General features: G+C 73.1%; 23 protein-coding genes. 11 read left to right on the top strand and 12 right to left on the bottom strand.

Going from position 1 to position 21,268, the window contains the following annotated elements; all coding sequences use genetic code 11:
• Positions 1–40: 40 nt before the first annotated feature.
• Both SROS_RS51015 and SROS_RS19960 read right to left on the bottom strand, forming a co-directional pair.
• A complete protein-coding gene (locus SROS_RS51015; protein ID WP_169369318.1) occupies positions 41–187 on the bottom strand; it encodes a hypothetical protein in 147 nt (48 codons plus the stop codon).
• 61 nt (positions 188–248) lie between these two features.
• A complete protein-coding gene (locus SROS_RS19960) occupies positions 249–707 on the bottom strand; it encodes a MarR family winged helix-turn-helix transcriptional regulator (RefSeq protein ID WP_012890761.1) in 459 nt (152 codons plus the stop codon).
• A 63-nt stretch (positions 708–770) separates the two neighbouring features.
• Here SROS_RS19960 and SROS_RS19955 point away from each other — a divergent pair, with 63 nt between their 5' ends.
• Positions 771–1,139: a VOC family protein gene (locus SROS_RS19955; protein ID WP_012890760.1), complete on the top strand. Its 369-nt coding sequence runs from the start codon at positions 771–773 to the stop codon at positions 1,137–1,139.
• Between the two features lie 370 nt (positions 1,140–1,509).
• Positions 1,510–2,109 carry an NAD(P)H-dependent oxidoreductase gene (locus SROS_RS19950; protein ID WP_012890759.1) on the top strand — a complete coding sequence of 200 codons (600 nt, stop codon included), beginning with the start codon at positions 1,510–1,512 and terminating at the stop codon, positions 2,107–2,109.
• Between the two features lie 139 nt (positions 2,110–2,248).
• On the opposite strand, the gene SROS_RS19945 is transcribed toward SROS_RS19950, so the two are convergent.
• Positions 2,249–2,908, bottom strand: coding sequence for a PepSY domain-containing protein (locus tag SROS_RS19945; protein ID WP_148269136.1), 660 nt, complete (start codon positions 2,906–2,908; stop codon positions 2,249–2,251).
• A 326-nt stretch (positions 2,909–3,234) separates the two neighbouring features.
• Here SROS_RS19945 and SROS_RS19940 point away from each other — a divergent pair, with 326 nt between their 5' ends.
• Positions 3,235–3,636, top strand: coding sequence for a VOC family protein (locus tag SROS_RS19940; RefSeq protein WP_012890757.1), 402 nt, complete (start codon positions 3,235–3,237; stop codon positions 3,634–3,636).
• Positions 3,637–3,723: 87 nt separating this feature from the next.
• Here SROS_RS19940 and SROS_RS19935 read toward each other — a convergent pair whose 3' ends face one another.
• The gene (locus tag SROS_RS19935) at positions 3,724–5,400 is read right to left on the bottom strand and encodes a TlrC/CarA/OleB/SrmB family ABC-F type ribosomal protection protein (protein WP_043652407.1); all 1,677 of its coding nucleotides are present in this window, start codon (positions 5,398–5,400) and stop codon (positions 3,724–3,726) included.
• Between the two features lie 302 nt (positions 5,401–5,702).
• Entirely contained in the window at positions 5,703–6,458 is a 756-nt protein-coding gene (locus SROS_RS19930) for an rRNA methyltransferase (protein ID WP_043652404.1), read from the bottom strand.
• A 286-nt stretch (positions 6,459–6,744) separates the two neighbouring features.
• Between SROS_RS19930 and SROS_RS19925 the strand changes: the two genes are divergently transcribed.
• The 3 genes from SROS_RS19925 (at position 6,745) to SROS_RS19920 (ending at position 8,787) form a co-directional block, all read left to right on the top strand.
• Positions 6,745–7,152, top strand: a complete 408-nt coding sequence (locus SROS_RS19925; protein WP_012890754.1) for a pyridoxamine 5'-phosphate oxidase family protein — start codon at positions 6,745–6,747, stop codon at positions 7,150–7,152.
• Positions 7,153–7,389: 237 nt separating this feature from the next.
• Positions 7,390–7,686, top strand: a complete 297-nt coding sequence (locus SROS_RS47535) for a beta-galactosidase (RefSeq protein ID WP_425358636.1) — start codon at positions 7,390–7,392, stop codon at positions 7,684–7,686.
• 102 nt (positions 7,687–7,788) lie between these two features.
• Positions 7,789–8,787, top strand: coding sequence for a zinc-dependent alcohol dehydrogenase family protein (locus tag SROS_RS19920; protein ID WP_012890753.1), 999 nt, complete (start codon positions 7,789–7,791; stop codon positions 8,785–8,787).
• 194 nt (positions 8,788–8,981) lie between these two features.
• Here the strand turns inward: SROS_RS19920 and SROS_RS19915 are convergent, their stop codons facing one another.
• Complete coding sequence (locus SROS_RS19915) at positions 8,982–9,215, bottom strand: DUF1918 domain-containing protein (RefSeq protein WP_012890752.1); 234 nt, start codon at positions 9,213–9,215, stop codon at positions 8,982–8,984.
• A 95-nt stretch (positions 9,216–9,310) separates the two neighbouring features.
• Entirely contained in the window at positions 9,311–9,889 is a 579-nt protein-coding gene (locus tag SROS_RS19910; protein WP_012890751.1) for an Rv1733c family protein, read from the bottom strand.
• Between the two features lie 396 nt (positions 9,890–10,285).
• On the opposite strand from SROS_RS19910, the gene SROS_RS19905 reads away from it, so the two are divergent.
• The gene (locus tag SROS_RS19905; protein ID WP_169369316.1) at positions 10,286–10,789 is read left to right on the top strand and encodes a universal stress protein; all 504 of its coding nucleotides are present in this window, start codon (positions 10,286–10,288) and stop codon (positions 10,787–10,789) included.
• Positions 10,790–10,886: 97 nt separating this feature from the next.
• On the opposite strand, the gene SROS_RS19900 is transcribed toward SROS_RS19905, so the two are convergent.
• A complete protein-coding gene (locus SROS_RS19900; protein WP_012890749.1) occupies positions 10,887–12,953 on the bottom strand; it encodes a right-handed parallel beta-helix repeat-containing protein in 2,067 nt (688 codons plus the stop codon).
• 325 nt (positions 12,954–13,278) lie between these two features.
• Here SROS_RS19900 and SROS_RS19895 point away from each other — a divergent pair, with 325 nt between their 5' ends.
• Positions 13,279–14,238 carry a DUF5996 family protein gene (locus SROS_RS19895; RefSeq protein ID WP_012890748.1) on the top strand — a complete coding sequence of 320 codons (960 nt, stop codon included), beginning with the start codon at positions 13,279–13,281 and terminating at the stop codon, positions 14,236–14,238.
• Positions 14,239–14,322: 84 nt separating this feature from the next.
• On the opposite strand, the gene SROS_RS19890 is transcribed toward SROS_RS19895, so the two are convergent.
• Positions 14,323–14,907 (bottom strand): TetR/AcrR family transcriptional regulator, encoded by a 585-nt coding sequence (locus tag SROS_RS19890; RefSeq protein ID WP_012890747.1) that lies wholly within the window; start codon positions 14,905–14,907, stop codon positions 14,323–14,325.
• 69 nt (positions 14,908–14,976) lie between these two features.
• Here SROS_RS19890 and SROS_RS19885 point away from each other — a divergent pair, with 69 nt between their 5' ends.
• A complete protein-coding gene (locus tag SROS_RS19885; protein WP_012890746.1) occupies positions 14,977–15,555 on the top strand; it encodes a dihydrofolate reductase family protein in 579 nt (192 codons plus the stop codon).
• On the opposite strand, the gene SROS_RS19880 is transcribed toward SROS_RS19885, so the two are convergent.
• Positions 15,542–16,522, bottom strand: coding sequence for a helix-turn-helix transcriptional regulator (locus tag SROS_RS19880; protein WP_043656130.1), 981 nt, complete (start codon positions 16,520–16,522; stop codon positions 15,542–15,544). The genes SROS_RS19885 and SROS_RS19880 overlap by 14 nt on opposite strands.
• A 168-nt stretch (positions 16,523–16,690) precedes the next feature.
• Here SROS_RS19880 and SROS_RS19875 point away from each other — a divergent pair, with 168 nt between their 5' ends.
• On the top strand, positions 16,691–17,860 hold the full coding sequence (locus SROS_RS19875; protein WP_012890744.1) for a winged helix DNA-binding domain-containing protein: 1,170 nt from the start codon (positions 16,691–16,693) through the stop codon (positions 17,858–17,860).
• 215 nt (positions 17,861–18,075) lie between these two features.
• Here SROS_RS19875 and SROS_RS19870 read toward each other — a convergent pair whose 3' ends face one another.
• The gene (locus SROS_RS19870; RefSeq protein WP_012890743.1) at positions 18,076–18,717 is read right to left on the bottom strand and encodes a TetR family transcriptional regulator; all 642 of its coding nucleotides are present in this window, start codon (positions 18,715–18,717) and stop codon (positions 18,076–18,078) included.
• Positions 18,718–18,783: 66 nt separating this feature from the next.
• On the opposite strand from SROS_RS19870, the gene SROS_RS19865 reads away from it, so the two are divergent.
• Positions 18,784–20,796, top strand: a complete 2,013-nt coding sequence (locus SROS_RS19865) for a HelD family protein (protein ID WP_012890742.1) — start codon at positions 18,784–18,786, stop codon at positions 20,794–20,796.
• A 94-nt stretch (positions 20,797–20,890) separates the two neighbouring features.
• On the opposite strand, the gene SROS_RS19860 is transcribed toward SROS_RS19865, so the two are convergent.
• Positions 20,891–21,247, bottom strand: coding sequence for a PRC-barrel domain-containing protein (locus SROS_RS19860; RefSeq protein WP_052316977.1), 357 nt, complete (start codon positions 21,245–21,247; stop codon positions 20,891–20,893).
• Between the last annotated feature and the right edge of the window lie 21 nt (positions 21,248–21,268).

The following is a 21,268-nucleotide window of genomic DNA, read 5'->3' as shown; positions in this document are numbered from 1 at the left end:
CCACCAAGGAGGTGACCTGCGAGGTATTGACAGACCTGGGTCACAGCTCCGGAACCCCCTGGGTTCCGCCGACCGTGACGACCCGGCCCTCGCGCAGCCGTACGGTCGCCGTCCACGACCTTCTCGCCGTCCTCCAGGACTTGGCGCAGGCCGGCTTCTTGCCGTCCTCTTTCGAGGTCGCCTGCACGGATTTCCACGCTCGGCTGCGCTCCTGTCCGGGCGCGGCGAGACGTGCGCCGAGGAACGAGCTATGCACCGTCGTTGCCATCGCGCAGGGAATGGATCATGCTCTGCAGGATCCGGAACGCGCCCGACTGCTCGGCCTCGGTCATGCCGGCCAGCATTCTGACCTCGACGGACCGGACCGCCACGGTCGCCTTCTCCAGGCTCCGTCGGCCGCGAGGCGTGAGCCGCGCGGGAAGAACCTTCCCGACGGGCGCCTCCGCGGGCCTGGTCACGTAGCCCTCTCGTTCCAGGGCCTGGAGCAGCACGTTCATCGACTGCCGTGTCACGAACGCGCCACGCGCGAGCTCGGAGTTCGACAAGCCCGGCCGTTGAGCCAGCAGCTCGAGGCAGGAGTAGTGCGTCACGCTCATCCCGAGTGGCCGCAGCACCTCCTCCATGGCCGCGCGCAGGGCGCTCGAAGCCTCTTTCAGCAGGTAGCCCAGTGATTTGTCCAGGTCGACGCCGACACCGTTTTGACTCATGTCAGAATTCTGACATACATTGGCCTGTGTCAGGAATCTGACACGAAGAGAAGGAGCATCATCATGCCCGCCACCGGCCCCGACTTCATCTCGCTCCAGGCGCGCGACCTCGACGCTTCGCAGGCGTTCTACGAGCAGTACCTCGGCCTCGTCCGCTCGCAGGCCGGGCCTCCGCACGCCGTCGTCTTCGAGACGGAGCCGATCGCGTTCGCACTCCGCGACGTCGTTCCCGGCACCGATCTCGCATCCGTTGCCCAGCCCGGCATCGGTGCCGCGATCTGGCTCCACGCCACCGACGTCCAGGCCATCCACGATGCTCTCGTCGCCGACGGTCACACCATCGTCTCCGCACCGGTTGACGGCCCCTTCGGCCGGACATTCACCTTCGCCGACCCCGACGGCTACCAAGTCACTCTCCACGACCGCGCCTGACAAGCCGAACACCACCGACCATCACCGTTCCCCCGAAGACCGCCGGTTGCGCCCGAGGCGCGAGAATCCGGGCGACATTCATTGGCTCTTCGCATTTAACCGCGTAGACCGGTCTGGCGCGTCGGTGCCGGGGGGAGAGGTCGAGGTCTTCCGATGTCGTGCTCGACCAGGGCAGCGGCACGGTGACCACGGGGGGAATCACATACGCCTTCCAGCGCTAGCGCGTTTCCGTAATCCGCCGCATTGATTCGTTGAAGCAGCCATACGGTGTTGATCGCGGCCTCCATCCCCACATGTGGCGGCATGGGCGGTCCATGATCTCATCAAGGGGTCAGCCGACACCTCAGAGAGCGAACGGACGCCGTAGAAGATGCGCATCGCGGTATACCTGGCACACCCCCGGCCGGGCAGCTTCAACCACGCCTTGTTCGACGCCGTCGTCGACGAGTTGCGCGGGTGGGGCGCCGATGTCCGCCCGCATGACCTGTGCGCCGAGGGCTTCGACCCGGTGCTCGCCGCCGCGGAGACGGAGACCGTGGCGGCGGCCACGCCGTCGGCGGATGAGCAGGTCCGGCGGCACCGCGCCGAGGTCGCCGACATGGACGCCCTGGTCTTCGTACATCCCAACTGGTGGGGCATGCCGCCGGCCGTCCTCACCGGGTGGGTGCAGCGGGTGCTCGTTCCGGGCGTCGCCTACAAGCTGGGCACCTCCGACGGGGAGCCGGCCGGGCTGCTGCGGGCCGGGCGGACGCTGGTCCTCAACACCTCCGACACCCCCGCCGAGCGCGAGGAGAGCGAGTTCGGCGATCCGCTGGAGCGGATCTGGGCGGCCTGCGTGCTGCCGTACGTGGGGGTCACGGACATGCGCCGGGTCGTGTTCCGTACGGTGACCGACTCCACCGACCAGGAGCGTGCGGCCTGGCTGCGGCAGGCGCGCGAGCACGCCGCCGCCCTCGTCGCGGGGGCGTGACCCGCGACGAGGACGGCTCGCGGCTTCGAGCACAGCCGGACGGAATCCGGAGGCAGGGCGTTCTCACCGTGATCTCGCGGGTCAGGGGCGCCGGGCGCCGTCGGGCACCCCGGGCCGACCGCCCACGAGACGGGGACCGTCACCTGCCCGCGAGGATCCTTCCGTCACGGGCGTCGATCATTATGGAGCGCTTGGTCCTACTGCTGTCGACGACATCGCCCTCCCACACGGTCTTGCCGTTGTGGCCGTCGAGGCTGAGCTCGGTGATGCGCCCGCCCGGCACCTGGGCCTCGATCTTCGCGGCGGCCTGGAGGTAGTCGATCTTCGCCTCCTCGACGCGCCGTTTGTGCTCGGCCTTGTCTCCGGCGTCCCCGGCCTCCACGCGCGGCTTCCCGACGATTTTGCCGGTGCCGGCCTCGACGTCCAGCTCGTGCTCGGTGCCGTCGACGGTGACCACCTGAACCTCCCAGAGCCGGCCGTTCTCCTCCGACTCGATCGAGATCAGCGTGGAGTCCGGCACCGCCTTCAGCGCCGCCCCGCCTGCCCGCCGCAGGTCCTCCGTACCGGTCGTGCCGCCCGGAGCGGTCGGGCTCCCGCTGTCCTCCGGCTCACCCGGCGCCGGCGTGGTCTGCGGGCCGGTGGTGGCCGGTGCCGCCACCGGCGCGACGGCCACCACCGGCGCCGCCGCGGGCGGTGGCTGGGTGCCGCTTCCGCACCCGGTCGTCACCAGCATCGCACCGAGCGCCAGCGCCCCCGTGCCGGTCCACCGTCGTGACGTCTTCGCTGAAACGGTCCGCATCTCTGAAACGGTCTTCGACATGATCCCCCCGATCGTGCGGTCAGGATTCCCCCAGGAGGTGCCGTCAAACGGGACGGGCCTGGCCGTACGGCCTGCGGGCGGGGTCCGGCGCGGGCCGGCTGCTGGAGACCGCCGGTCCCGCCGGTCGAGCGCGGCTCGCTGAGCGCCTCCAGCGGCGCGGCATCCGTGCGGCCCGGTACGGCGGCCGGCCCCTCGGGCACGGCCCCGCGAGCTCCCGGAGCGTGCCGAGCCCGCGCGCGCCGGGTAGCGGAGCGGACCGGCGCGCTGCGGTGGCGTGGCGATTCCGGCTGTGACAGGGTCGTGACATGCTCAAGCACAGCCACGTCGCAACCCGGCTCCCGGCTCAGGACCTGGACCGGGCGCGGGCGTTCTACGCGGAGAAGCTCGGCCTCGAACCGGTCGAGGAGCGGCCCGGCGGCCTGCTCTACCGGTGCGGCGGCGGGCGGTTCGCGCTTTTCGCCTCGACCGGCACCTCCTCGGGCGACCACACCCAGATGGCATGGGAGGTCGACGACATCGAGGCCGTGGTCGAGGAGCTGCGGAGCCGGGGCGTGGTGTTCGAGGAGGTCGACGTCCCCGGCTTCCGGACGGTCGGCGGCATCGCGCGGGTGGAGGGGAACTACCCGTCGGCCGGCACCGGCGAACGGGCCGCCTGGTTCCGCGACAGCGAGGGGAACCTTCTCGGCATCGGCCAGCCCGTGCGCTGAGGCTGTCCCCCTTCCGGACCACCCACGCCGGAGGCCCGGCCGGTCCTGACGGCCGCGGGCCGATCTCCGGCTGTGGCCGCCCTCCGGCTATGCGGCCCGCGCCCCGGTCACCGTGCCGCTCCGCAGCTCCAGCCGTGAACCCGTGAACGCGGCCCGCATGCGCCGGTCGTGCGTGACGATGACGAGCGCGCCCTCGTAGCGGGCCAGCGCCTGCTCCAGTTCCTCCACCAGGGCCGGAGACAGGTGGTTGGTCGGCTCGTCCAGCAGCAGCAGGTCGGCCGGATCGCTCACCAGCCGGGCCAGTTCTATCCTGCGGCGCTGGCCCACGGAGAGCGCCCCGACCGGCCTGCCGAGGTCGGCCGCGCGGAAGAGCCCCAGCGCCAGCAGCTCCTCGGCGTGTCGCTCCAGGCTCCCCGGGCGCCCGGCCGCGAAGGCCCCCAGCACCGTGCGCCCGCCGTACCCGGCGAGGTCCTGCTGGCGCAGGTGACCGACGCGCGCGGGGCGGCGGACCGAGCCGGCACCCGGCGTGAGCTCCCCGGCCAGGACCTGCATGAGCGTGCTCTTGCCCGCTCCGTTGGGCCCGGTGACGAGCAGCCGCTCACCCGGCCGGACGCGCAGCGACTCCACGTACAGGCGGCCGTCCACCCGTACGCCGGTCAGCTCCGCGAGCGGACCGGCGGGGGCGGCCTCGGCGGCGGCGACGCGGGCGGTGAAACGCAGGGGCCGCGGCAGCGGGGGGACCGGGTCGCCGGTGAGCCGCTGCAGGCGTTCGCGGGCGTTGCGGATCCTGCTCATCGCCCCGTGCGCCCGCGACCTCGCGCGGAACGCGCCGGCACCGCTGAAGGCGGCCGGAGCCTTCCGCGGGATGGCGGCCAGTCTTCCGATGTTGGACTCGGCCAGCGCCGCCTGGCGGGCCACATCCGCCCGCCAGGCCTCGTGCTCGTGCGCCCAGCGCGCCCTGGCGGCCGCCTTCGCCGCGAGGAACCCGCCGTAGCCGTTCCCGTAGCGGCGGACGGTGCGCGAGTCGTGGTCGACCTCCAGGATCGCCGAGGTGACGCGGTCGAGGAAGACCCGGTCGTGGGTGACCGCGACCACGGTGCCCCGGTGGCCGCGCAGGTGGTCCTCCAGCCAGGCCACGGCCTCGTCGTCGAGGTCGTTGGTGGGCTCGTCCAGCAGCAGCAGCTCGGGCGCCGCGGCCAGGGTCGCGGCGAGCGCGAGCCGCGACCGCTGCCCGCCCGACAGCGTGCCGATCGGGCGATCCCGGTCCAGGCCGGGCTGGCCGAGCCCGTGCAGCGCGACCTCGACCCGCGTGTCGGCCTCATAGCCGCCGCGCGCCTCGAACCGCGCCACCAGCTCGCCGTAGGCCGCCAGTCCGGCCGGGGTCGCCTCGCCCAGCCCGGCCTCGGCCCGGCGCATGCGGACCTCCAGGTCACGCAGGTCGGCGAGTGCCAGATCGATGGCATCGCCCACGGTGGCGTCGCCGGGAAGGTCGAGGGTCTGGGCGAGGTATCCGATGCCACCGGGCGCCGTGACGGTGACGGCGCCGTTGTCGGGCCGCTCGCGGCCGGCGATGAGGCGCAGCAGCGTGGACTTGCCCGAGCCGTTGTCGCCGATCACCCCGACCCTCTCCCCGGGCTTGACGGTGAGACAGACCCGGTCGAGGACGATGTGATCGTCATATCTCCTGGTCACGTCGGACAGGACGAGCTGGGTGCCGGGTGATGGATGGGCGGTGCGCACAGGCGTCCTCCTCACTGCCGGCATGGCCGGCCGGAACGGGCGGCGGACTGGAGCACGGGCCCCTCCACCGCTTGCCGAGACGGATCGTCTCGGCAAGCGGTGCCAACTATGCCCGCCCGCCGCCATTCCGTCAAGACGGACCGCACCGTCTCGTGTTGCGGTGGGTCCGATCCCCGACGGACACGGCATGGAGCCCGCGCCGGCGGGATCGGGGGCCGCCCGGCACTCCTCGGCCCCGCACTCCTCGGCCCCGCGTCCCTCGGCCCCGCGGTCGTCAGCCTCCGTCCCGGGCGGGGCCGGCCGGAGTGAGGTCACGCCGCACCGGCTCAGCCCGTGAGGTGATCACCGAGTTGGTCGGCGGTGAGGAGGGCGACCGCCCGGGTGCCGACCTTGAAGGACTCGCGGGCACGGATGCGCCCGCCGAGCGGCACCTTCCGCCCGCGCGCGGTCACGACGACCACCGCCCGCTCGGTGAGCACCGGGGCCAGCGCCGCCAGCATGCCCGGCACGCCGCTGTCGCCGCCAGGCCCCTGCCACGTGGTCTGCTCGCCGTAGGGCACGTCGGTGACGACGATGTCGGGTGCGTACCCGGCGGCGGCCTCCGCCAGCTGGCCCGGATCGAAGACGTCCGCGCGGCGCACGTCGTGCGGGACGTCCCCTCCCCCGGCGGCGAGCATCCGGCCGATCCGCCCGGCCGCCTCGGCGGCTGCGGCGTAGGAGGGCTTGGCGAACCGCTCGGCCTTCTCCCGCAGGACGCCCGCCCTCGCCGACAGGCCGGCCTGGCCGAGCAGGTCGAGGTTGGCGCGCGCGAGGCGCAGGGCGTCGTCGGAGACGTCCGAGGCCAGCAGCGCCTGGATCCGGCCGCGGTGGAGAAGTCCGATCACGGTCAGCAGGTATCCGCTGCCGCAGCACGGGTCCCACACCGTCGCCGGCCCGCCGCCGCCGCGCAGGGCCAGGGCACGCTGGAACGCCTCGGAGGCCAGCCGTACCGGGAAGGCGGGAAATCCGGGCGCCGAGTGAAGGACCGCCCCGCTCGCGAGGTCCTCGTAGTCGCCTCGGACGGTCGCGTGGCGATACACCAACCTGGCTCTCCCTTTTCTCACCGAGAGGACCGCCGACGCGGCCGAGCCCGCCGGAGACCGGATGCGGCGCGAGCACACGCCACCAGCTGTGACCTTACCGGTTCTCCCACCCGGCCAACCGGGTCGCGGGGGCGCGCGTGCCGGGCCTGCCGTCTCCGGGCCGGGATCATCGGCGCCGCCGAGCGGGCCGGCCGCGGGCGGCGCCGGGGAGCCGAAGGCCGATCGCCCGAAATGAGGGGACCTTCGGCCCTGCCCCCCGGCGGGACACCCGGCCAGCCTGGAGGGTATGAACCGTGATTCGGCCGGGCTGCACGTGCTCTCCCGGCAGGAGTGCATCGATCTGCTGGCCTCGACGCCGATCGGGCGGATCGTCTTCACCGACCGGGCCCTTCCCGCGGTGCAGCCGGTCGGCTTCTGCATCGACGGTGAGGACATCGTCATCCACACCGGCGTGGGCACCAAGCTCGCCGCCGCCACCCGTGACGCCGTGGTGGCCTTCGAGGCCGACGACTTCGACCCGCAGGCGCACACCGGCTGGTCGGTCACCGCCGTGGGCCGCGCGCGAGCCGTGTGCGACCCTTCGGAGATCGCCCGGCTGTCGGCGCTGCCGCTGACGACATGGGCCCCCGGCGACCGGGGCCATTTCATCACCGTGCGGACCGAACAGGTCTCCGGCCGCCGCATCCGGCATTAGCCCGGCGGCGCGCCCCCGCCGGCCTGCTGCCACCGGCTCCTCATCCCCGACCAGCCGCTGACCGAGGAGTTCGCCGAAGCTCTCGTCGCCGACCTGCTGACCGGGATCACCCGTCCCGGAACCCGGCAGGCCTGCGGTGCCGACGCGGGGATCGTCGTAGTGCCCGATGACGATCCCGTCACGGGATGGAAGGGAGCGGCTGATGCGTGAATTATCGACCGTTGATGGGAATTCCTCCTGGACGGTGAGTCTTATCGGCTTCCGCCGGGGGCCATGCACTACTTTCGGGTGCACCCGGGACAGTTGGACCACCGGCCGGCGATGCCGCGCGCGATGGGCCTGAGCACGGTGGAGGCCTACGTCCCGCGGAACCTTCACGAGCCGCGCCGGCGCGACTTCAGGCGGGTGACTCCTCCGTTCCCGCACCGCACATCCGATACACGACGGACGGAGAACTCCGATGCGCAGACCGGACAGGGCACCGCACGCTCGGGCCTCGACGGCCCTCCCGCTCCCGATTCCCCCGTCACCTGAAGGCGACGGTCCCCTCGGGAGCATCTGGTGGGAAGACCCGGCAGGACGGGCGATCACCGGCCGCCGCATCCGGCGGGCCCGGTGACCACCGGGACACGCGAGATGGACGCCTGGGTGGTCGCCCGTCCCGGCCCGATCACCTCGCGCCCCCTTGAACGGACCAGGCTCCCGGTCCCCTCGCCGGGTCCCGGCGAGGTGCTCGTCGAGGTGGAGGCGTGCGCGGTGTGCCGCACCGACCTCCATCTGGCCGAGGGCGACCTGCCCCCGCGCCGTCCCGGGACCGTGCCCGGTCACGAGGTCGTCGGCCGCGTGGCGGCGAGCGGCCCGGACACGGTACGGCTCGCGCCCGGCACCCGGGTGGGCGTGGCCTGGCTCCGCTCGACGTGCGGGCGCTGCCGCTACTGCCGCCGGGGCGCGGAGAACCTCTGCCCCGCCTCCACCTACACCGGCTGGGACGTCGACGGCGGCTACGCCGGATATCTCACCGCCCCCGAGGACTACGTCTACCCGCTCCCCGAGGACCCGCCGGCCGAGAAGCTGGCTCCCCTGCTGTGCGCCGGGATCATCGGATACCGCGCCCTGCTCCGCTGCGACCTGCCCGCCGGCGGCCGCCTGGGCATATACGGCTTCGGCGCCTCGGCCCACCTGACCGCCCAGATCGCCATCGCCCAGGGCGCGACCGTGCACGTCCTCACCCGGTCGGCCGGAGCGCGTGAGCTGGCCATGACCCTGGGAGCGGCCTCCGCCGGCGGTGCGGCCGACGCCCCGCCCGAACCGCTGGACGCCGCGATCCTGTTCGCACCGGCCGGCGAGCTGGTGCCCGTCGCGCTGGCCGCCCTGGACCGGGGCGGCACCCTCGCCGTGGCGGGCATCCACCTCAGTGACATCCCGGCGCTGGACTACCGGCGGCACCTGTTCCAGGAGCGGACGCTGCGCAGTGTCACCGCCAACACCCGCGCCGACGGCCGGGCGTATTTGGAGCTCGCCACCGCGCATCCCCCGCGTGTCGCGACCGTCGCCTACCCCTTCGACGCGGCGGACCGGGCGCTGGACGACCTGGCCGCGGGCCGCGTCGAAGGCGCCGCCGTGCTCGTCAGGTAGCCCGGACCTCGCCGGGGCGCGCGGCGACGTGGACCGTCGCGGTGGATCGTCGCGTCACCGCCCGGCCCACCGGGGCGGCACCGCCCGGAGTTGGCCGGGCCGGCGCCGCCACCGGGGGCATCCGGCCGGAGCGACCGCGGAGGTCGTCCGTCCGGAGGCCGACCGCGGACGCCGCCGGCCTCGTGCCCGGCCGGTCACGGAGTCGTGATCGGCGCCCGGTTCCGCTCCTCGTCCGGCAGGTTCCCGCCGGTCATCACGTGCGCGTCGGGACCGGGGAACACGAGGCTCTCGTGATCGGCGCCCATCCACCGCACCACGTAGGGCGGGGAGCCGTCCGGGTGGCGCAGCTCCACGATCACGCCGACCCGCCGGACCTCACCGTGCCGGGTGCCCTCGACGATCAGCTTGTCTCCTATCGACGCCTTCATCGTGCTCTCCTTCCACCGTTGTCATCCGCGCGGCGTCGTCGCTGTCATCCGCGCGGCCGGCGCCGCCGCCCTCCCCGGGGAGGGCCTGCCCGCGCTCAGGTCTGCCGTGGCCGGCGCCACCGCTGGTCGGCGAGGGCCCAGGCCCGCTCCCACTCGGCGTCGCGGCGCCGGTTCAGCAGCCCCCGCGTAGCGGCTAGGCAGAGCAGCAGGATCGTTCCGGCCCCACCGGCCACCGCGATCGCGGCGACCACACCGTCGGTGACCGTCTTCATGTGACGCTGCGGGGGCGCGGTGATCCCGCCGGTTCCGTCGATCCAGATCTGGGTGCGGGAACCGGCGGGCGTGCTCGGCGGGAGCACCACCTGGCCCGTCTGCGGGCTCCCCTTCGGAGTGGTCCACCGCACCGTCCGCGGCCGCCATCCCAGGCCGCGCGCCGGGTCCACGACCTCGGCGATGACCGCCTGCCGGTGACCGGGACCGGCGAGCTCGGCCTGGAGGCCCTTCGCGTAGACCTGCCGCCCGAGTCCGGCCGCCGGCCACAGGAAGGCCATGAAGATCATCAAGCTCACCAGCACGATCGCCGTGTCGATCCGGTCCGAACGCCTGCGCAGCGGATTGCCGTCGAAGCGGTGAAGACGCAGGCAGCGCATCGCCCAATGGGCATGGGTACGCATCGGGCCACCTCCTGCCGCCGATATGCACACTCTCACGTTCCGGCCCGCGCCCGGCTTCACCGGGGTCTTCGGACGTGGCCATCCGGGACCTTCGGCCTCACCGCTTGCCGGCCGGTACCTTCATTCTTCCCCCGCCCGCCCTCACGACACCGTACGGCGGTGCGGACGTGTCCGCCGGTACGTCACCGTGCCGGCCGGCATGGCTTCCGGCCGCCGAAAAGACCACCGGGCGGGTCTCGGATCCCCTCTGCCCCACCCTGTACGGCTTGCGCTTATTACGCGTTATGCATAGCCGTACCCCGATAGGGACCAAGGGCTGACGCATAGGGGTCGTGCGCCTCTGGGAGAGCCCGCCCGATGGCGTCAGAGTGTCTGCGCACGCCTTTCTCTCAAGGAATGTCCGAGAAACGGAGCCCGATCGAGATGCCTCTCCCCGCATCACGCCACGTCGTCGTCGCCCTCGACGGCTCCCCGCGCTCCATCGCCGCACTCCGCCGTGGCGCGGCGGAGGCGGACAGGACGGGTGCGCAGCTGGTGGTCGTACACGTCCTGCAGGACAGGCCTGACGGTCCCGCCGGCGAGCGGGAGCGCCTCAGCGCGAGCGAGACGGAGATGGACGCGCTCATCGCCGCCACCCTCCGGGGCGGGCCCGCCGCGACGGCGCGCACGGTCGTCGCCTACGGTGATCCCGCCCGCGTGATCATCCACCACGCCAGGCACGCCGACCTGCTGCTGGTCGGCGCCGGGAGCGGCGGGGCACCCCTGAACGGCTCGACGCTCGACCCCGTCCTCCAGGACGGCCCGTGCCCCATCCTGGTCTGCTCGTCCTCGGACAGGGCGGGCCGGATGTCGTGGACGGTCCGGCTGCCCGCGCGGTCCCACGGCCGGCCGGCCTCCTGACCCCGCGGGTCGCCGGCGCCTCCCCCGGCGGCGTGGCGGGGTCTTCGCCGGACGATCGTCACGGCCGGCGGCCGCAGGCGCCGCCGGCGGGCGACGGTCAGGAGCGGCCGTCGAGACCGTGGTCGCGTTCCCAGCGGCCGCCGGAGGGGGCGGTGTCGAAACGGACCGCGGCGACGGCGTTGCCCGCCAGGTCGTTGTCCTCCACCGCGCCCGACACGCAGCTGCCCTCGGCGGTGATCCACAGCCCGTGGGTCTGCGTCTTGGGATCCTGGTTGTCCCAGACACGGTTGCCCCGGACGGTGGGACTGAGGGTCGGCGCGTTCAGGCTGATACCGGCCCGGACCGCGGGAGAGCCGGGCAGGCTGTACGGGGTGCCCGGCGCGGGGGGATCGCCGATCCAGGCCGTCGTCACGCCGGGGCGGAAGGGGGCGAGGACGAGTTCGGTGGCGGTGTTCGCGGTGACGACCGCCGTGCGGGCGCCGGCGGTGAGTATCTTGCCGCGGTGCCCGTCGGGCGGCCAGGCGGCCGCGGCGTCGGTCAGGGAGGTGGCGGTGTAGGTGACGCCGGCGCCCCCGCCGGACGCCTCGGGGGCCGCCCGGCACCCGTTGTCGCGGATCCGGTTGCCGAGCAGGGCGGCGTCGACGAGGGTGCCGTCGACCCGGACGCCGTCGAGGGCGTTGCCCCAGATGTCGTTGCCGTCGAGGACCATCTCGATGGAGGCGTGCGCGGGCCCGCCGGGCAGGTTGTGCTGCCGGTAGCCATGGCGGCCGTTACGGCTGATGCGGTTGCCCTCGACGGTGTAGCGGCCGGGGGTGTTGCCGATGCTGATGCCGTCGCGGACGTTGCCGTCGACGACGCAGCCGGTGACGATGCCTCCCCTCCCGGCGACGGAGGTCGTGCCCAGGCCGGAGACGTCGTAGCCGGCCACCTGGTTGCCGATCATGGTGCAGGCGGCGACGATCAGCCCGTCGGCACCCCAGTCGGAGATGCCGTACCTGTTGCCCTCGGCGTGGCAGTTGGTGATGCGGATGCCGCGCGGCGGGGTCCACTCCCGATCCTGGAGTTCCAGGAAGACGCCGTTGGTCCCGTTGCCGACGGCGGTGCAGCCGATGATGGTGAGGCGTTCGACCGCGCCCCAGCCGCCGATCCCGATGCCGAGACCGGCGCCGCCTATCTGCTCGCCGCTGTCCAGCCGCCCGCAGCCGATGGCGACGATGCTCTCCACCACCGAGTCCTGCAGGAAGTCGCAGCCGAAGCCCGAGGCGGCGGTGTGATGGATGTACAGGTTGCGGAACCGCCCCCGGAGCACGTACTGCAGGCCCAGTCCCTTGGCGAGCACGTCGTACTCCGCGAGGGCGACGCCGGAGCCGTCGATCTCGAAGTCGGCGAAGGTGCAGTCGGCGAGGTGGTTGTCGGGGCCGGCGCCGTGCTGGATGGCGGTGAAGAAGGCCAGCGGTGTCGGGTCGGCGGGATTTCCGGAGTTCGACAGGACGAACCGGGTCGCGGCCGCGCCCGCGCCGATGAGCGACACCCCGCTCCGCCACACGGTGCCCGAGTCCCGGATGGAGTAGACGCCGGGCGGGCAGTGGATGACGCGCGCCCGGCCGTCGGCGGCGCAGGCCGCGCCCGCCACGTCGACCAGCTCCGCCAGGGCCGGCTGGTCGTTCGTGACCCCGTCACCGGTGAGGCCGTGCTCGCGGGCGTCGTAGACGAGGGAGTCCATGGCTCCGGCCGCGGGCCTCCTCCCGTCGCCCGCGCGTCCCCGGGCGCCGGCCGTACCCGCCGGAGGGTCTCCGGCGGGGTCGTCGCCGGCGGCGCGCGCCCTGCCGGAGAGAGCGGCCTCGGGCAGGGAGACGGCCGGCTCGGCGGCTGGCAGCTCCAGGGAGTAGCTGCGGTCGGGAGCGTCGGGCCACCGCTCGGTGACGCGATAGGCCCAGCTGGAGGGGGTGACCCCGGCGGCGTCCGTGGCCAGCAGTTCGAGGCTGAAGCGGCCGGAGTCGTCGAGCTGCGCCTCGGTCCCGCCGAGGACGATGAGGCCGTGCTCGGCGCTGGTGAGGGCGTCGGGCTCCGGCTCGATGAGCACGCTGCCCCGGCGGGGCTCGCCGTCGGGGGTCAGATACTGTCCGGTCACGACGACGGTCTGCAGGCCTCCGGGCAGGGACATCCCGGTCTCCTCTCGGCGAAGCTGGGCGCGCCGGGCGGTGCGGGGGCGAGGACGGCGGGCCGGCGCGCGCCGGCTACGCCGGCGGCCGACAGCCCTCGGCGTCACCCGCCACGGGGACCGGCCGGCCCGGGCCGTCCGGTCATGGATTCCGTTCCCTCCTTTGGCGTGGAGTAAGCGCAGGTCAGAGGGGAGCCGGAGCGATTGATCACTTTAGGTCATGATATGACTACTTTTAGCGGAAAATCTGGAGATATGCGCCCCTGCACTCCCCCCCAGGAGCGCACCGGAGACGGTGAACGCCGAGCGGAGAAGTGAGGGGGCGGCGATGGAGTGGTTTCCCGCCATGCCACTGGAGGACTGGATCGGCACAAAGGAGACCGTGCACCGGTTCACGCAGATCGTCGGCAAGGTACGGCTCGCCACCAGCGTCCGCCGTAACCACTGGTGGAACGTCCCCTTCCATCTGACCGGGCGGGGCATCACCACGCGCCCGTCAGGGGGCTTCGACGGCACGCCGATCTTCACCGTCGACTTCGACTTCGCCGGCCACCGGCTGATCGTCAACCGGCTGGACGGGCACAGCGTGAGCTTCGGCCTGATCGGCCAGTCGGTCGCCTCCTTCCACCGGAACCTGTTCGAGGCCCTGGAGGACCTGGGCGTCGAGGTCGGGATCGAGGCCGTGCCGTTCGGGCTCACCGACGGCACACCGTTCGCCCAGGACACCAAGCACGCCGACTACGACCCGGCGATGGTGACCCGGTACTGGCAGATTCTGTCCCAGGTCAACCTGGTGCTGGAACGCTTCTCCGCGGAGTTCTGCGGCAAGATCAGCCCGGTGCACCATTTCTGGCACACCTTCGACATCGCCGTCACCCGCTTCTCGGGCCGCTCGGCCGGCCCGGAGCCCCAGGCCGACCCCGTCACCAGGGAGGCCTACTCCCGGGAGGTCATCAGCAGCGGGTTCTGGTTCGGTGACGACGCGATGCCCTGGCCGGCGTTCTACTCCTACACCGCGCCCGAACCGGCGGGCCTGGCCGAAGAACCGCTCCGTCCCGAGCAGGCCGCCTGGCTGCCGCAGCGGGGCAGCCACCTGGCCGTCCTGCGCTACGACGACGCGCGCGCCCACGACGACCCCGTCGCCACCGTGCTGGACTTCCTCGAAAGCGCCTACCAGGCGGGCGCCCGGCGGGCTCACTGGGACTCGGAGCTGCGCACCAGCCCACCCGGGGTCACCGACCCGGTCCTGGAGCAGGAACCCCCGGAGGCGCCGGCGGGCGGAGCGTAGCCGGGAGCGCCGGGCGGCGGCGTCCCTTGCGGCGCCGGCGACCTCACGGCTCGGATCGCCGCCGGCCGCCTCCGCGGCGACCTCTCAGCCGGTGACCGCCTCCGGGACGGCCCGCTCCACGGCCGCCGCCACCAGGTCGCGGACCTCCTGCTCCGTGAAGATCTCCGGCAGCGTGAGCCGCTCCACGATCAGCCAGTTCAGCGCGAGGTAGAGCAGCAGCACCGAGGTGGCGTCGCCGGGCATGCGGGCCTCCGCGTGGTTGCTCAGGTTGGCGTCGATGTCCGCGCGCACCCGCTCGGTCAGCACGGCACGCAGCTCCGGCCGCCTGGTCGCCTCCAGGCGCAGCTCCAGCAGGGCCAGGTAACCGGTACGGAACGCGGCGATCCGCCCCACCAGCTCGTACATGAGATCGGTGAGCGCGGCCCGGTCCCGCGACACGCCGGCGGCCTTGGCCATCGTCGGCGCGTCGGGCTGCAGCCGCTCGTAGATCCGCCCGCCCGCCTGGGTGAACAGGTCGTCGCGGCTGGCGAAGTAGTTGGACGAGGTGCCCGCCGGCACCCCCGCCTCCACGTCGACCGCGCGGAAGGTCAGCCCCCGCGCCCCTTCCCGCGCCAGCACCTCGATGGCCGCATCGACCAGCGCCGCACGCCTTTCAGGGTTTTTCCGCATTGACACCACTCCGCCTGTAGTACTACGTTTAAATCACTTCATTCATAGTACTACATGCGGAGTTTTGGTATGCGGAAGCTTGTGTACTACGTCGGCGTCTCCATCGACGGCTACATCTCCGGCCCCGGCGGCGAGTGGGAGTTCTTCCCGCTCGGCGATGACATGGCCGCGTGGATCAACGCGCGCTACCCGGAGACCGTCCCCACCCATGTCCGTCCCCACGTGGGCATGGCGGTCGAGGAGCCCAACAAGTCCTTCGACACGCTCGTGATGGGCCGCGGCACCTACGAGCCCGCGCTGGCCGTCAACGTGACCAGCCCCTACGCCCACATGCGCCAGTACGTCGTGTCCACCACCCTCGGCGAGATCGCCGACCCGTCGGTCGAGCTGGTCACCGCCGACCCGGTCGACCTGGTCAGGAAGCTCAAGGCCGAGGAGACGGGCAAGGACGTCTGGCTCACCGGCGGCGGCAAGCTGGCCGGCGCCCTCCTCCCGGAGATCGACGAATTGATCATCAAGAGCTACCCGGTGGTCGCGGGCGCGGGCATCTCCGCCTTCTCCGGCGACTTCCGCCCCACCCTGTTCTCGCCCACCCAGACCGAGACTTTCAGCAACGGCGCCAGGGTCACCTGGTTCACCCGGTCGTGACCCCACCGCGGGGCCCCGCCGCGCGGGTGACCCGGGTGCCCAGCGCGCGCAGGTATTCGACGAGCTCCGGCGGCTCGTGGACCTCGAACTCGCAACCGAGCATGGCCAGCCGGAACGCCGCCCACTCCAGGGTCTCGGGACGCCCGCGCAGCCGGCAGCTGCGCTCGTCGATCGGCTCCAGATCGCCCGGAGAGCCGCCCAGGCGCCTCGCGACCTCCTCGACCGGCGCGTGCAGGGTCGCCACCGCCCGGTAGGTGGGGACCAGATTGTGGAGCTTGCCGGTGACGTAGGCGGCCGCGTCCTCGGCGGGTAGCTCGCGCGGGGTGATCCGCGCGCCGGTCGGCCGCGGCTGCCGGATGCGGTCGACGCGGAAGATCCGCCAGTCGTCGCGGTCGATGTCGTAGGCGACCAGATACCAGCGGCGTCCGGCCGCCACGAGGCGGTGCGGCTCGGCCAGCCGGTTGCTCTCGGCCCCCTCCCCCGACCGGTAGCCGAAGCGCAGCCGCTCGCGGTTGGCGATCGCCGCGGCCAGCACGGTCAGATCCTCGGGATCGACGGTCGGCCCGCCCCCGGACGGCATCGGGACGGTGGCGGCGTTCAGGGCGCCGACCCGGTGCCGCAGCCGGGAGGGCAGCACCTGTTCGAGCTTGGCCAGAGCCCGCACGGAGGCCTCCTCGATGCCGTCCACGGGATGCCCTGCGGCCGTGCGCAGGCCGACCGCGATGGCCACCGCCTCCTCGTCGTCGAGCAGCAGCGGCGGCATGGCCGCGCCGGCGACCAGGCGGTAGCCGCCCACCGCGCCCATGCTCGCCTGCACCGGGTAACCCAGCTCGCGCAGGCGGTCGATGTCACGGCGGATGGTGCGCGGGCTGACCCGAAGCCGCTCGGCCAGCTCGCTGCCGGGCCATTCACGCGGGGTCTGGAGCAGGGAGAGAAGGCTCAGCAGCCGCGCCGGAGTGTCGCTCATGGTTTCCAGGATGCCACCCATCTAGGACACTAGCTGTCCTAGCTGAGCTCTAAAGTCGGGCACGACGCCGCATCGCGGCCCGGAACGGACCACGGTCCCGCCGGCCGCACCCGCCGTCGCGTTCGGTGGCGCCGCGGCCGAGCGCGACCACCGAAGGAGTTGTGCCCGATGATCACCCCCACGAGCCGGGAGACGCACCTGTCATGGAGCGAGGTCCACGCCAGGCGCCTGGAGCGGCACGCGCTGTCGGCCCCCTCGCGGGACGCCCGGCCGGCCGACGTCGTCGCCGCCATGTGCGGCGCGCACGCCCAGGTGCTGTCCGCCGCGGAGCTGTCCATCGGGCTACGGATCTCCGGCCTCACCCGCGAGGACGTCCGCCGGGCCCTGTGGAGTGAGCGCGACCTGGTGAAGACGTTCGGGCCCCGCGGCACCGTGCACCTGCTGCCCGCCCGCGACCTGCCCATGTGGACCGGCGCGCTGTCCGCGCTCCCCTCCTTCGGCAACCCCACCAAGAACGCACGGATGACGCCCGAGCAGACCGACGAGGTCGTCGCGGCGATCGCGGACGCGCTGCGGGACGCCGAGCTGACCGCCGACGAGTTGAGCGAGGCGGTCATCTCGGCCACCGGCCCGTGGGCCGGGGACCTGGTCATGCCGGCGTTCCAGGGCATGTGGCCGCGCTGGCGCCAGGCCCTGTCCACGGCGGCGAACCGGGGCGCGCTGTGTTTCGGCCCCAACCGGGGCCGGAAGACCACCTACACCAGCCCGCAGCGGTGGCTGCCCGGCTTCCGGCCCGACGACCGGGCCGGCGCCCTCTCCGGTGTCGTCCGGCACTACCTGCACGCGTACGGCCCGGCCACGCCGGCCCAGTTCGCCCAGTGGCTGGGCGCGCCGCGGCGGTGGGCGGCCGAGCTGTTCGCGTCCCTGGCCGGCGAGCTCCAGACGGTGGAGGTCGACGGCGGTACGGCCTGGCTGGTCGCCGGGGACACCGTGATGCCCTCCACGCCACCCCGGGGAGTGCGGCTGCTGCCCTACTTCGACGCCTACACCGTCGGCTGCCATCCGCGCGAGCTGCTGTTTCCGGGCCTGGCCGCCGAACGCGCCCTGGCCGGCGGCCAGGCCGGGAACTTCCCCGTGCTGCTCGTCGACGGGACGGCGGCCGGAGTCTGGCATCTGCGCCGCTCCGGCCGCAGGCTCGACATCACCGTGGAGCCGTTCGCCCCTCTCACCGCGGCCCGGCTCCACGAGCTCGACGAGCAGGTGGAGCGGGTCGGGGAGTTCCTCGAAGGCGTCCCCCGGCTGACGGTCGGCACCGTGACCGTGGGCGCCCACGCGTAGACCGGCGCCCGCCGGACGGGGAGCGCGGGCCCCGCGCCGCCCGCCCCACCGTCGAGGCCGTACGGCAGAAGTTCGGCTACGTCCCCGCGCCGGCCGGAACGCCCTCGAAGTCGTCCTCGGGGTCGGCGTCTACACGATCTCGACCTTCGCCAACCGGATGACCGACGCCCCCTCGACCCGCAGCTGAAGGCCTTCGCCCGGGACGGCGACGCCGTCTAACGGGGCGCCGCGCCGCCGGAGGCCCCGGCGTCGCCCGGACCGTTCCGCACCAGGGCGAAGGCGTGCCTGGCGGCACGGACGGCCTCGGGGTAGGCCTGCGCGGCGGTCTCCCCGCCGGCGAGCCTGCGCCAGTTCCGGCGGGCCAGCACGCGCTGCACGGCGAGCACCTCGCCGGCCAGGAGAGGCGCGGTCAGGTCGTCGGCCCCCTCGGCGAGCGCCTCGGCCAGCGCCTCCTCGTCCATGGCCATGTAGTGGAACAGGCGGGCCGCCAGGCTGGGGGTGGAGAAGACCATGTGGTGGTAGGCGAGCACCTCCGCGTGGTCGTTGAGGCCGGTGACGGGGTCGCGCCGTTCCAGGCCGGCCAGGAAGTGGCGCTCCAGCGCGTCCAGCGGCCCCTCCTCCGGGCCGCGCCGGCGCACGACGCGCGCGGCCTCGCCCTGGTGGTCGGCGATCCGGTGCAGGACGAGGTCCTCCTTGGTGGCGAAGTATTTGAACAGGGTCGGCTTGGAGACCTCCGCGGCCGCCGCCACCTCGGCGACGGACACCTCACCGAAGCCCCGCTCCAGGAACAGCGTGATCGCCGCCATGGAGATCGCCTCGTGGATCCGCTGCCTCTTGATGTGCCGAAGTCCTGTCACGCATTCATCCTACAGGGCTGTTAACCTGGTTAATAAATTAACCGAGTTAAGGGTTGGTGGTGTGGGATGACCCTGCTGGAAGACGAGAAGGACTACCTCGCACGCTGCGAGACGGCATTGCGCAGGATGCTCGACGGCGCCCGCCTGAACGTGGTCGTCGGCGAGCGGGTGGCAGGCGACCGCTACAGCGCCGAGCGGCTCGGACGGCACCTCAAAAGCCTCGCCAAGGAGCTGGCCGAGGAGCCCGACGGCCCGCCGTTCTTCGGCCGCCTCGACTTCGGCTCCGGCCCCGCCGCCGGCGACCACCGCGCCCAGCGCTACTACATCGGCCGCCGGCACATCTCCGGCGACGCGGGGCAGCAGCCGATGGTGATCGACTGGCGCGCCCCCGTCTCGCGGGCGTTCTACCGGGCCGGCGCCCGCGACCCCCAGGGCGTCGCCGTACGCCGCCGCTTCGGCTGGGCGGGCAGGACGCTGACCGGGTTCGAAGACGAACGGCTCGACCGCGGCGAGGACCTGGGGGCCGCGAGCCGGATCGTGACCGCCGAGATCGAGCGTCCCCGCGTCGGCCCGATGCGGGACATCGTCGCCACCATCCAGCCCGAGCAGGACGAGCTGGTCCGCGCCGGGCTGGAGGATTCGATCTGCGTCCAGGGAGCTCCGGGGACGGGCAAGACCGCCGTCGGCCTGCACCGGGCCGCCTACCTGCTCTACGCCCACCGGCAGCGGCTCGAACGCGGGGGCGTGCTGGTCCTCGGCCCCAACCACGCCTTCCTCGGCTACATCTCGGCGGTGCTGCCGGCGTTGGGCGAGGTGGACGTCGAGCAGACGACCATGGAGCGGCTGCTGGCCCACGCCCCGATCCGGCAGGTGGACGGCGAGGCCGCCGCGACCGTCAAGCACGACGCCCGCATGGCGGACGTGCTGCGCCGGGCCCTTTACGGCCGGGTGCGCAGGCCCGCCGAGCCGCTCACCGTCCCCGACGGCTCCTACCGCTGGCGCGTACCGCAGGAGGACCTCCGGCGCATCGTGGACGACACCCGGCGCGAGGCCCCGCCCTACGCCGTCGGACGCGAGCGCGTGCTCTCCCGCACCGTGGCCGCGCTGCGACGGCAGGCCGAGGCGCGCGGGCAGACCACCGGCGCCGCCTGGACACGCAAGATGGGCAGGGCCGTCACACCGTTCCTGGACGCGGTGTGGCCCGCCGTACGACCGCACGAGGTCGTCGCGGAGCTGCTCGGCGACCCCGCCGCGCTCGCCCGCGCCGCGGACGGGACGCTGACGCCGCGGGAACAGGCGGCGATCACATGGGCCAGGCCGCCGCGGACGTTCAAGAGCGCCAGGTGGTCGACGGCCGACACCGTGCTCATCGACGAGGTCGCCGGCCTGCTGGAACGCCCGCGGAGCTACGGTCACGTGATCGTCGACGAGGCACAGGACCTGTCGGCGATGCAGTGCCGGGCCGTCGCCCGCAGGAGCGAGCACGGCTCGATCACCGTGCTGGGGGACCTGGCGCAGGGCACGACGCCGTGGGCCGCTCGCGACTGGCGGGAACGGCTGGCGCACCTGGGCAAGCCGGAAGCCCAGGTGATCGCGTTGACGACAGGTTTCCGCGTGCCCTCGGACGTGGTCGCGCTCGCCAACCGCCTGCTCGGGGCGCTCAAGGTGGACGTGCCGCCGACGCGCTCGTTCCGGACCGACGGCCGGCTCCGCGTCGAGGAGGTGTCCGATCTGCCGCACGCCACCGTCGCCGCGGTGCGCGACGCCCTGCGCCATGACGGCTCGATCGCCGTCGTCGCCGCCGACGCCGCCGTGGAAAGGCTGGCGGCGGCACTGTGGAACGCGGGCGTCACGATCGCCGAGGCCGGCGAGACGGGCGGCGGCGCGCGGGTGACCGTGGTGCCCGCGACGATGGCCAAGGGCCTGGAGTACGACCACGTGGTGGTGGCCGAGCCGGCGGAGATCGTCGGAGCCGAGGAGCGGGGCCTCAACCGGCTGTACGTGGTGCTCACCCGCGCCGTCTCCCGGCTGGACGTGCTGCACCGCCGCCCCCTGCCGCCGCAGCTGACCGGCGCGTGACGTGACCGGCGACAGGGGAACCGGCGGCGAAGGAGCGGCCGCCGGTACAGGGAAGGGGCCGCCCCTCACCGGGACGGCCCCTCCGCCGACTCGCTCAGCTCAGGGGATAGCGGCCGTAGTAGCCGCCGATCTCCTCACGGTAGCCGGGCTCGCGGTAGGTCGACTCGTCGAACTCCGGAGCCTCCTTGATCTCCTCCTTGGTACGCGCGACGTGCACCTTGCGCGCCTGGGGATCAATCCGGGTGACGGTACCGGCCGGCAGCACGACCTTCTTACCGAAGATCCAGAAACCGGTGTCGACGACGATGTAGCTGTCGCCGACCACGTTGCTCTCCTCGTCCACCGAGCCGATCTTCCCGTCGGTGGCCTCCACGTCAAAACCGATCACGCTCAGCCCCTGGTCCGTCTCGGAGACACCGGAGCGGTAGGTCCACAGATTCTCGCTCGTCATCGTGAGGCTCTTTTCGCTAGT

It is taken from the genome of Streptosporangium roseum DSM 43021 (assembly GCF_000024865.1).
In the GTDB taxonomy this organism is placed as follows: Bacteria; Actinomycetota; Actinomycetes; order Streptosporangiales; family Streptosporangiaceae; genus Streptosporangium; species Streptosporangium roseum.
Note: the sequence above shows the minus strand (reverse complement) of the source record. Positions and strands in the feature narration are given on the sequence as shown.

Excerpts from the sequence above, each read along its gene's own strand:
- SROS_RS19890 (WP_012890747.1), bottom strand. The coding sequence starts at position 14,907 with ATGCGGAAAAACCCTGAAAGGCGTGCGGCGCTGGTCGATGCGGCCATC.
- SROS_RS19910 (WP_012890751.1), bottom strand. The coding sequence starts at position 9,889 with ATGCGTACCCATGCCCATTGGGCGATGCGCTGCCTGCGTCTTCACCGC.
- SROS_RS19955 (WP_012890760.1), top strand. The coding sequence starts at position 771 with ATGCCCGCCACCGGCCCCGACTTCATCTCGCTCCAGGCGCGCGACCTC.
- SROS_RS19960 (WP_012890761.1), bottom strand. The coding sequence starts at position 707 with ATGAGTCAAAACGGTGTCGGCGTCGACCTGGACAAATCACTGGGCTAC.
- SROS_RS19880 (WP_043656130.1), bottom strand. The coding sequence starts at position 16,522 with ATGAGCGACACTCCGGCGCGGCTGCTGAGCCTTCTCTCCCTGCTCCAG.
- SROS_RS19950 (WP_012890759.1), top strand. The coding sequence starts at position 1,510 with ATGCGCATCGCGGTATACCTGGCACACCCCCGGCCGGGCAGCTTCAAC.
- SROS_RS19900 (WP_012890749.1), bottom strand. The coding sequence starts at position 12,953 with ATGTCCCTGCCCGGAGGCCTGCAGACCGTCGTCGTGACCGGACAGTAT.
- SROS_RS19895 (WP_012890748.1), top strand. The coding sequence starts at position 13,279 with ATGGAGTGGTTTCCCGCCATGCCACTGGAGGACTGGATCGGCACAAAG.
- SROS_RS19935 (WP_043652407.1), bottom strand. The coding sequence starts at position 5,400 with ATGCCGGCAGTGAGGAGGACGCCTGTGCGCACCGCCCATCCATCACCC.
- SROS_RS19885 (WP_012890746.1), top strand. The coding sequence starts at position 14,977 with ATGCGGAAGCTTGTGTACTACGTCGGCGTCTCCATCGACGGCTACATC.
- SROS_RS19920 (WP_012890753.1), top strand. The coding sequence starts at position 7,789 with ATGGACGCCTGGGTGGTCGCCCGTCCCGGCCCGATCACCTCGCGCCCC.
- SROS_RS19860 (WP_052316977.1), bottom strand. The coding sequence starts at position 21,247 with ATGACGAGCGAGAATCTGTGGACCTACCGCTCCGGTGTCTCCGAGACG.
- SROS_RS19945 (WP_148269136.1), bottom strand. The coding sequence starts at position 2,908 with ATGCGGACCGTTTCAGCGAAGACGTCACGACGGTGGACCGGCACGGGG.
- SROS_RS19940 (WP_012890757.1), top strand. The coding sequence starts at position 3,235 with ATGCTCAAGCACAGCCACGTCGCAACCCGGCTCCCGGCTCAGGACCTG.
- SROS_RS19925 (WP_012890754.1), top strand. The coding sequence starts at position 6,745 with ATGAACCGTGATTCGGCCGGGCTGCACGTGCTCTCCCGGCAGGAGTGC.
- SROS_RS19905 (WP_169369316.1), top strand. The coding sequence starts at position 10,286 with ATGTCCGAGAAACGGAGCCCGATCGAGATGCCTCTCCCCGCATCACGC.
- SROS_RS19875 (WP_012890744.1), top strand. The coding sequence starts at position 16,691 with ATGATCACCCCCACGAGCCGGGAGACGCACCTGTCATGGAGCGAGGTC.
- SROS_RS19865 (WP_012890742.1), top strand. The coding sequence starts at position 18,784 with ATGACCCTGCTGGAAGACGAGAAGGACTACCTCGCACGCTGCGAGACG.
- SROS_RS19915 (WP_012890752.1), bottom strand. The coding sequence starts at position 9,215 with ATGAAGGCGTCGATAGGAGACAAGCTGATCGTCGAGGGCACCCGGCAC.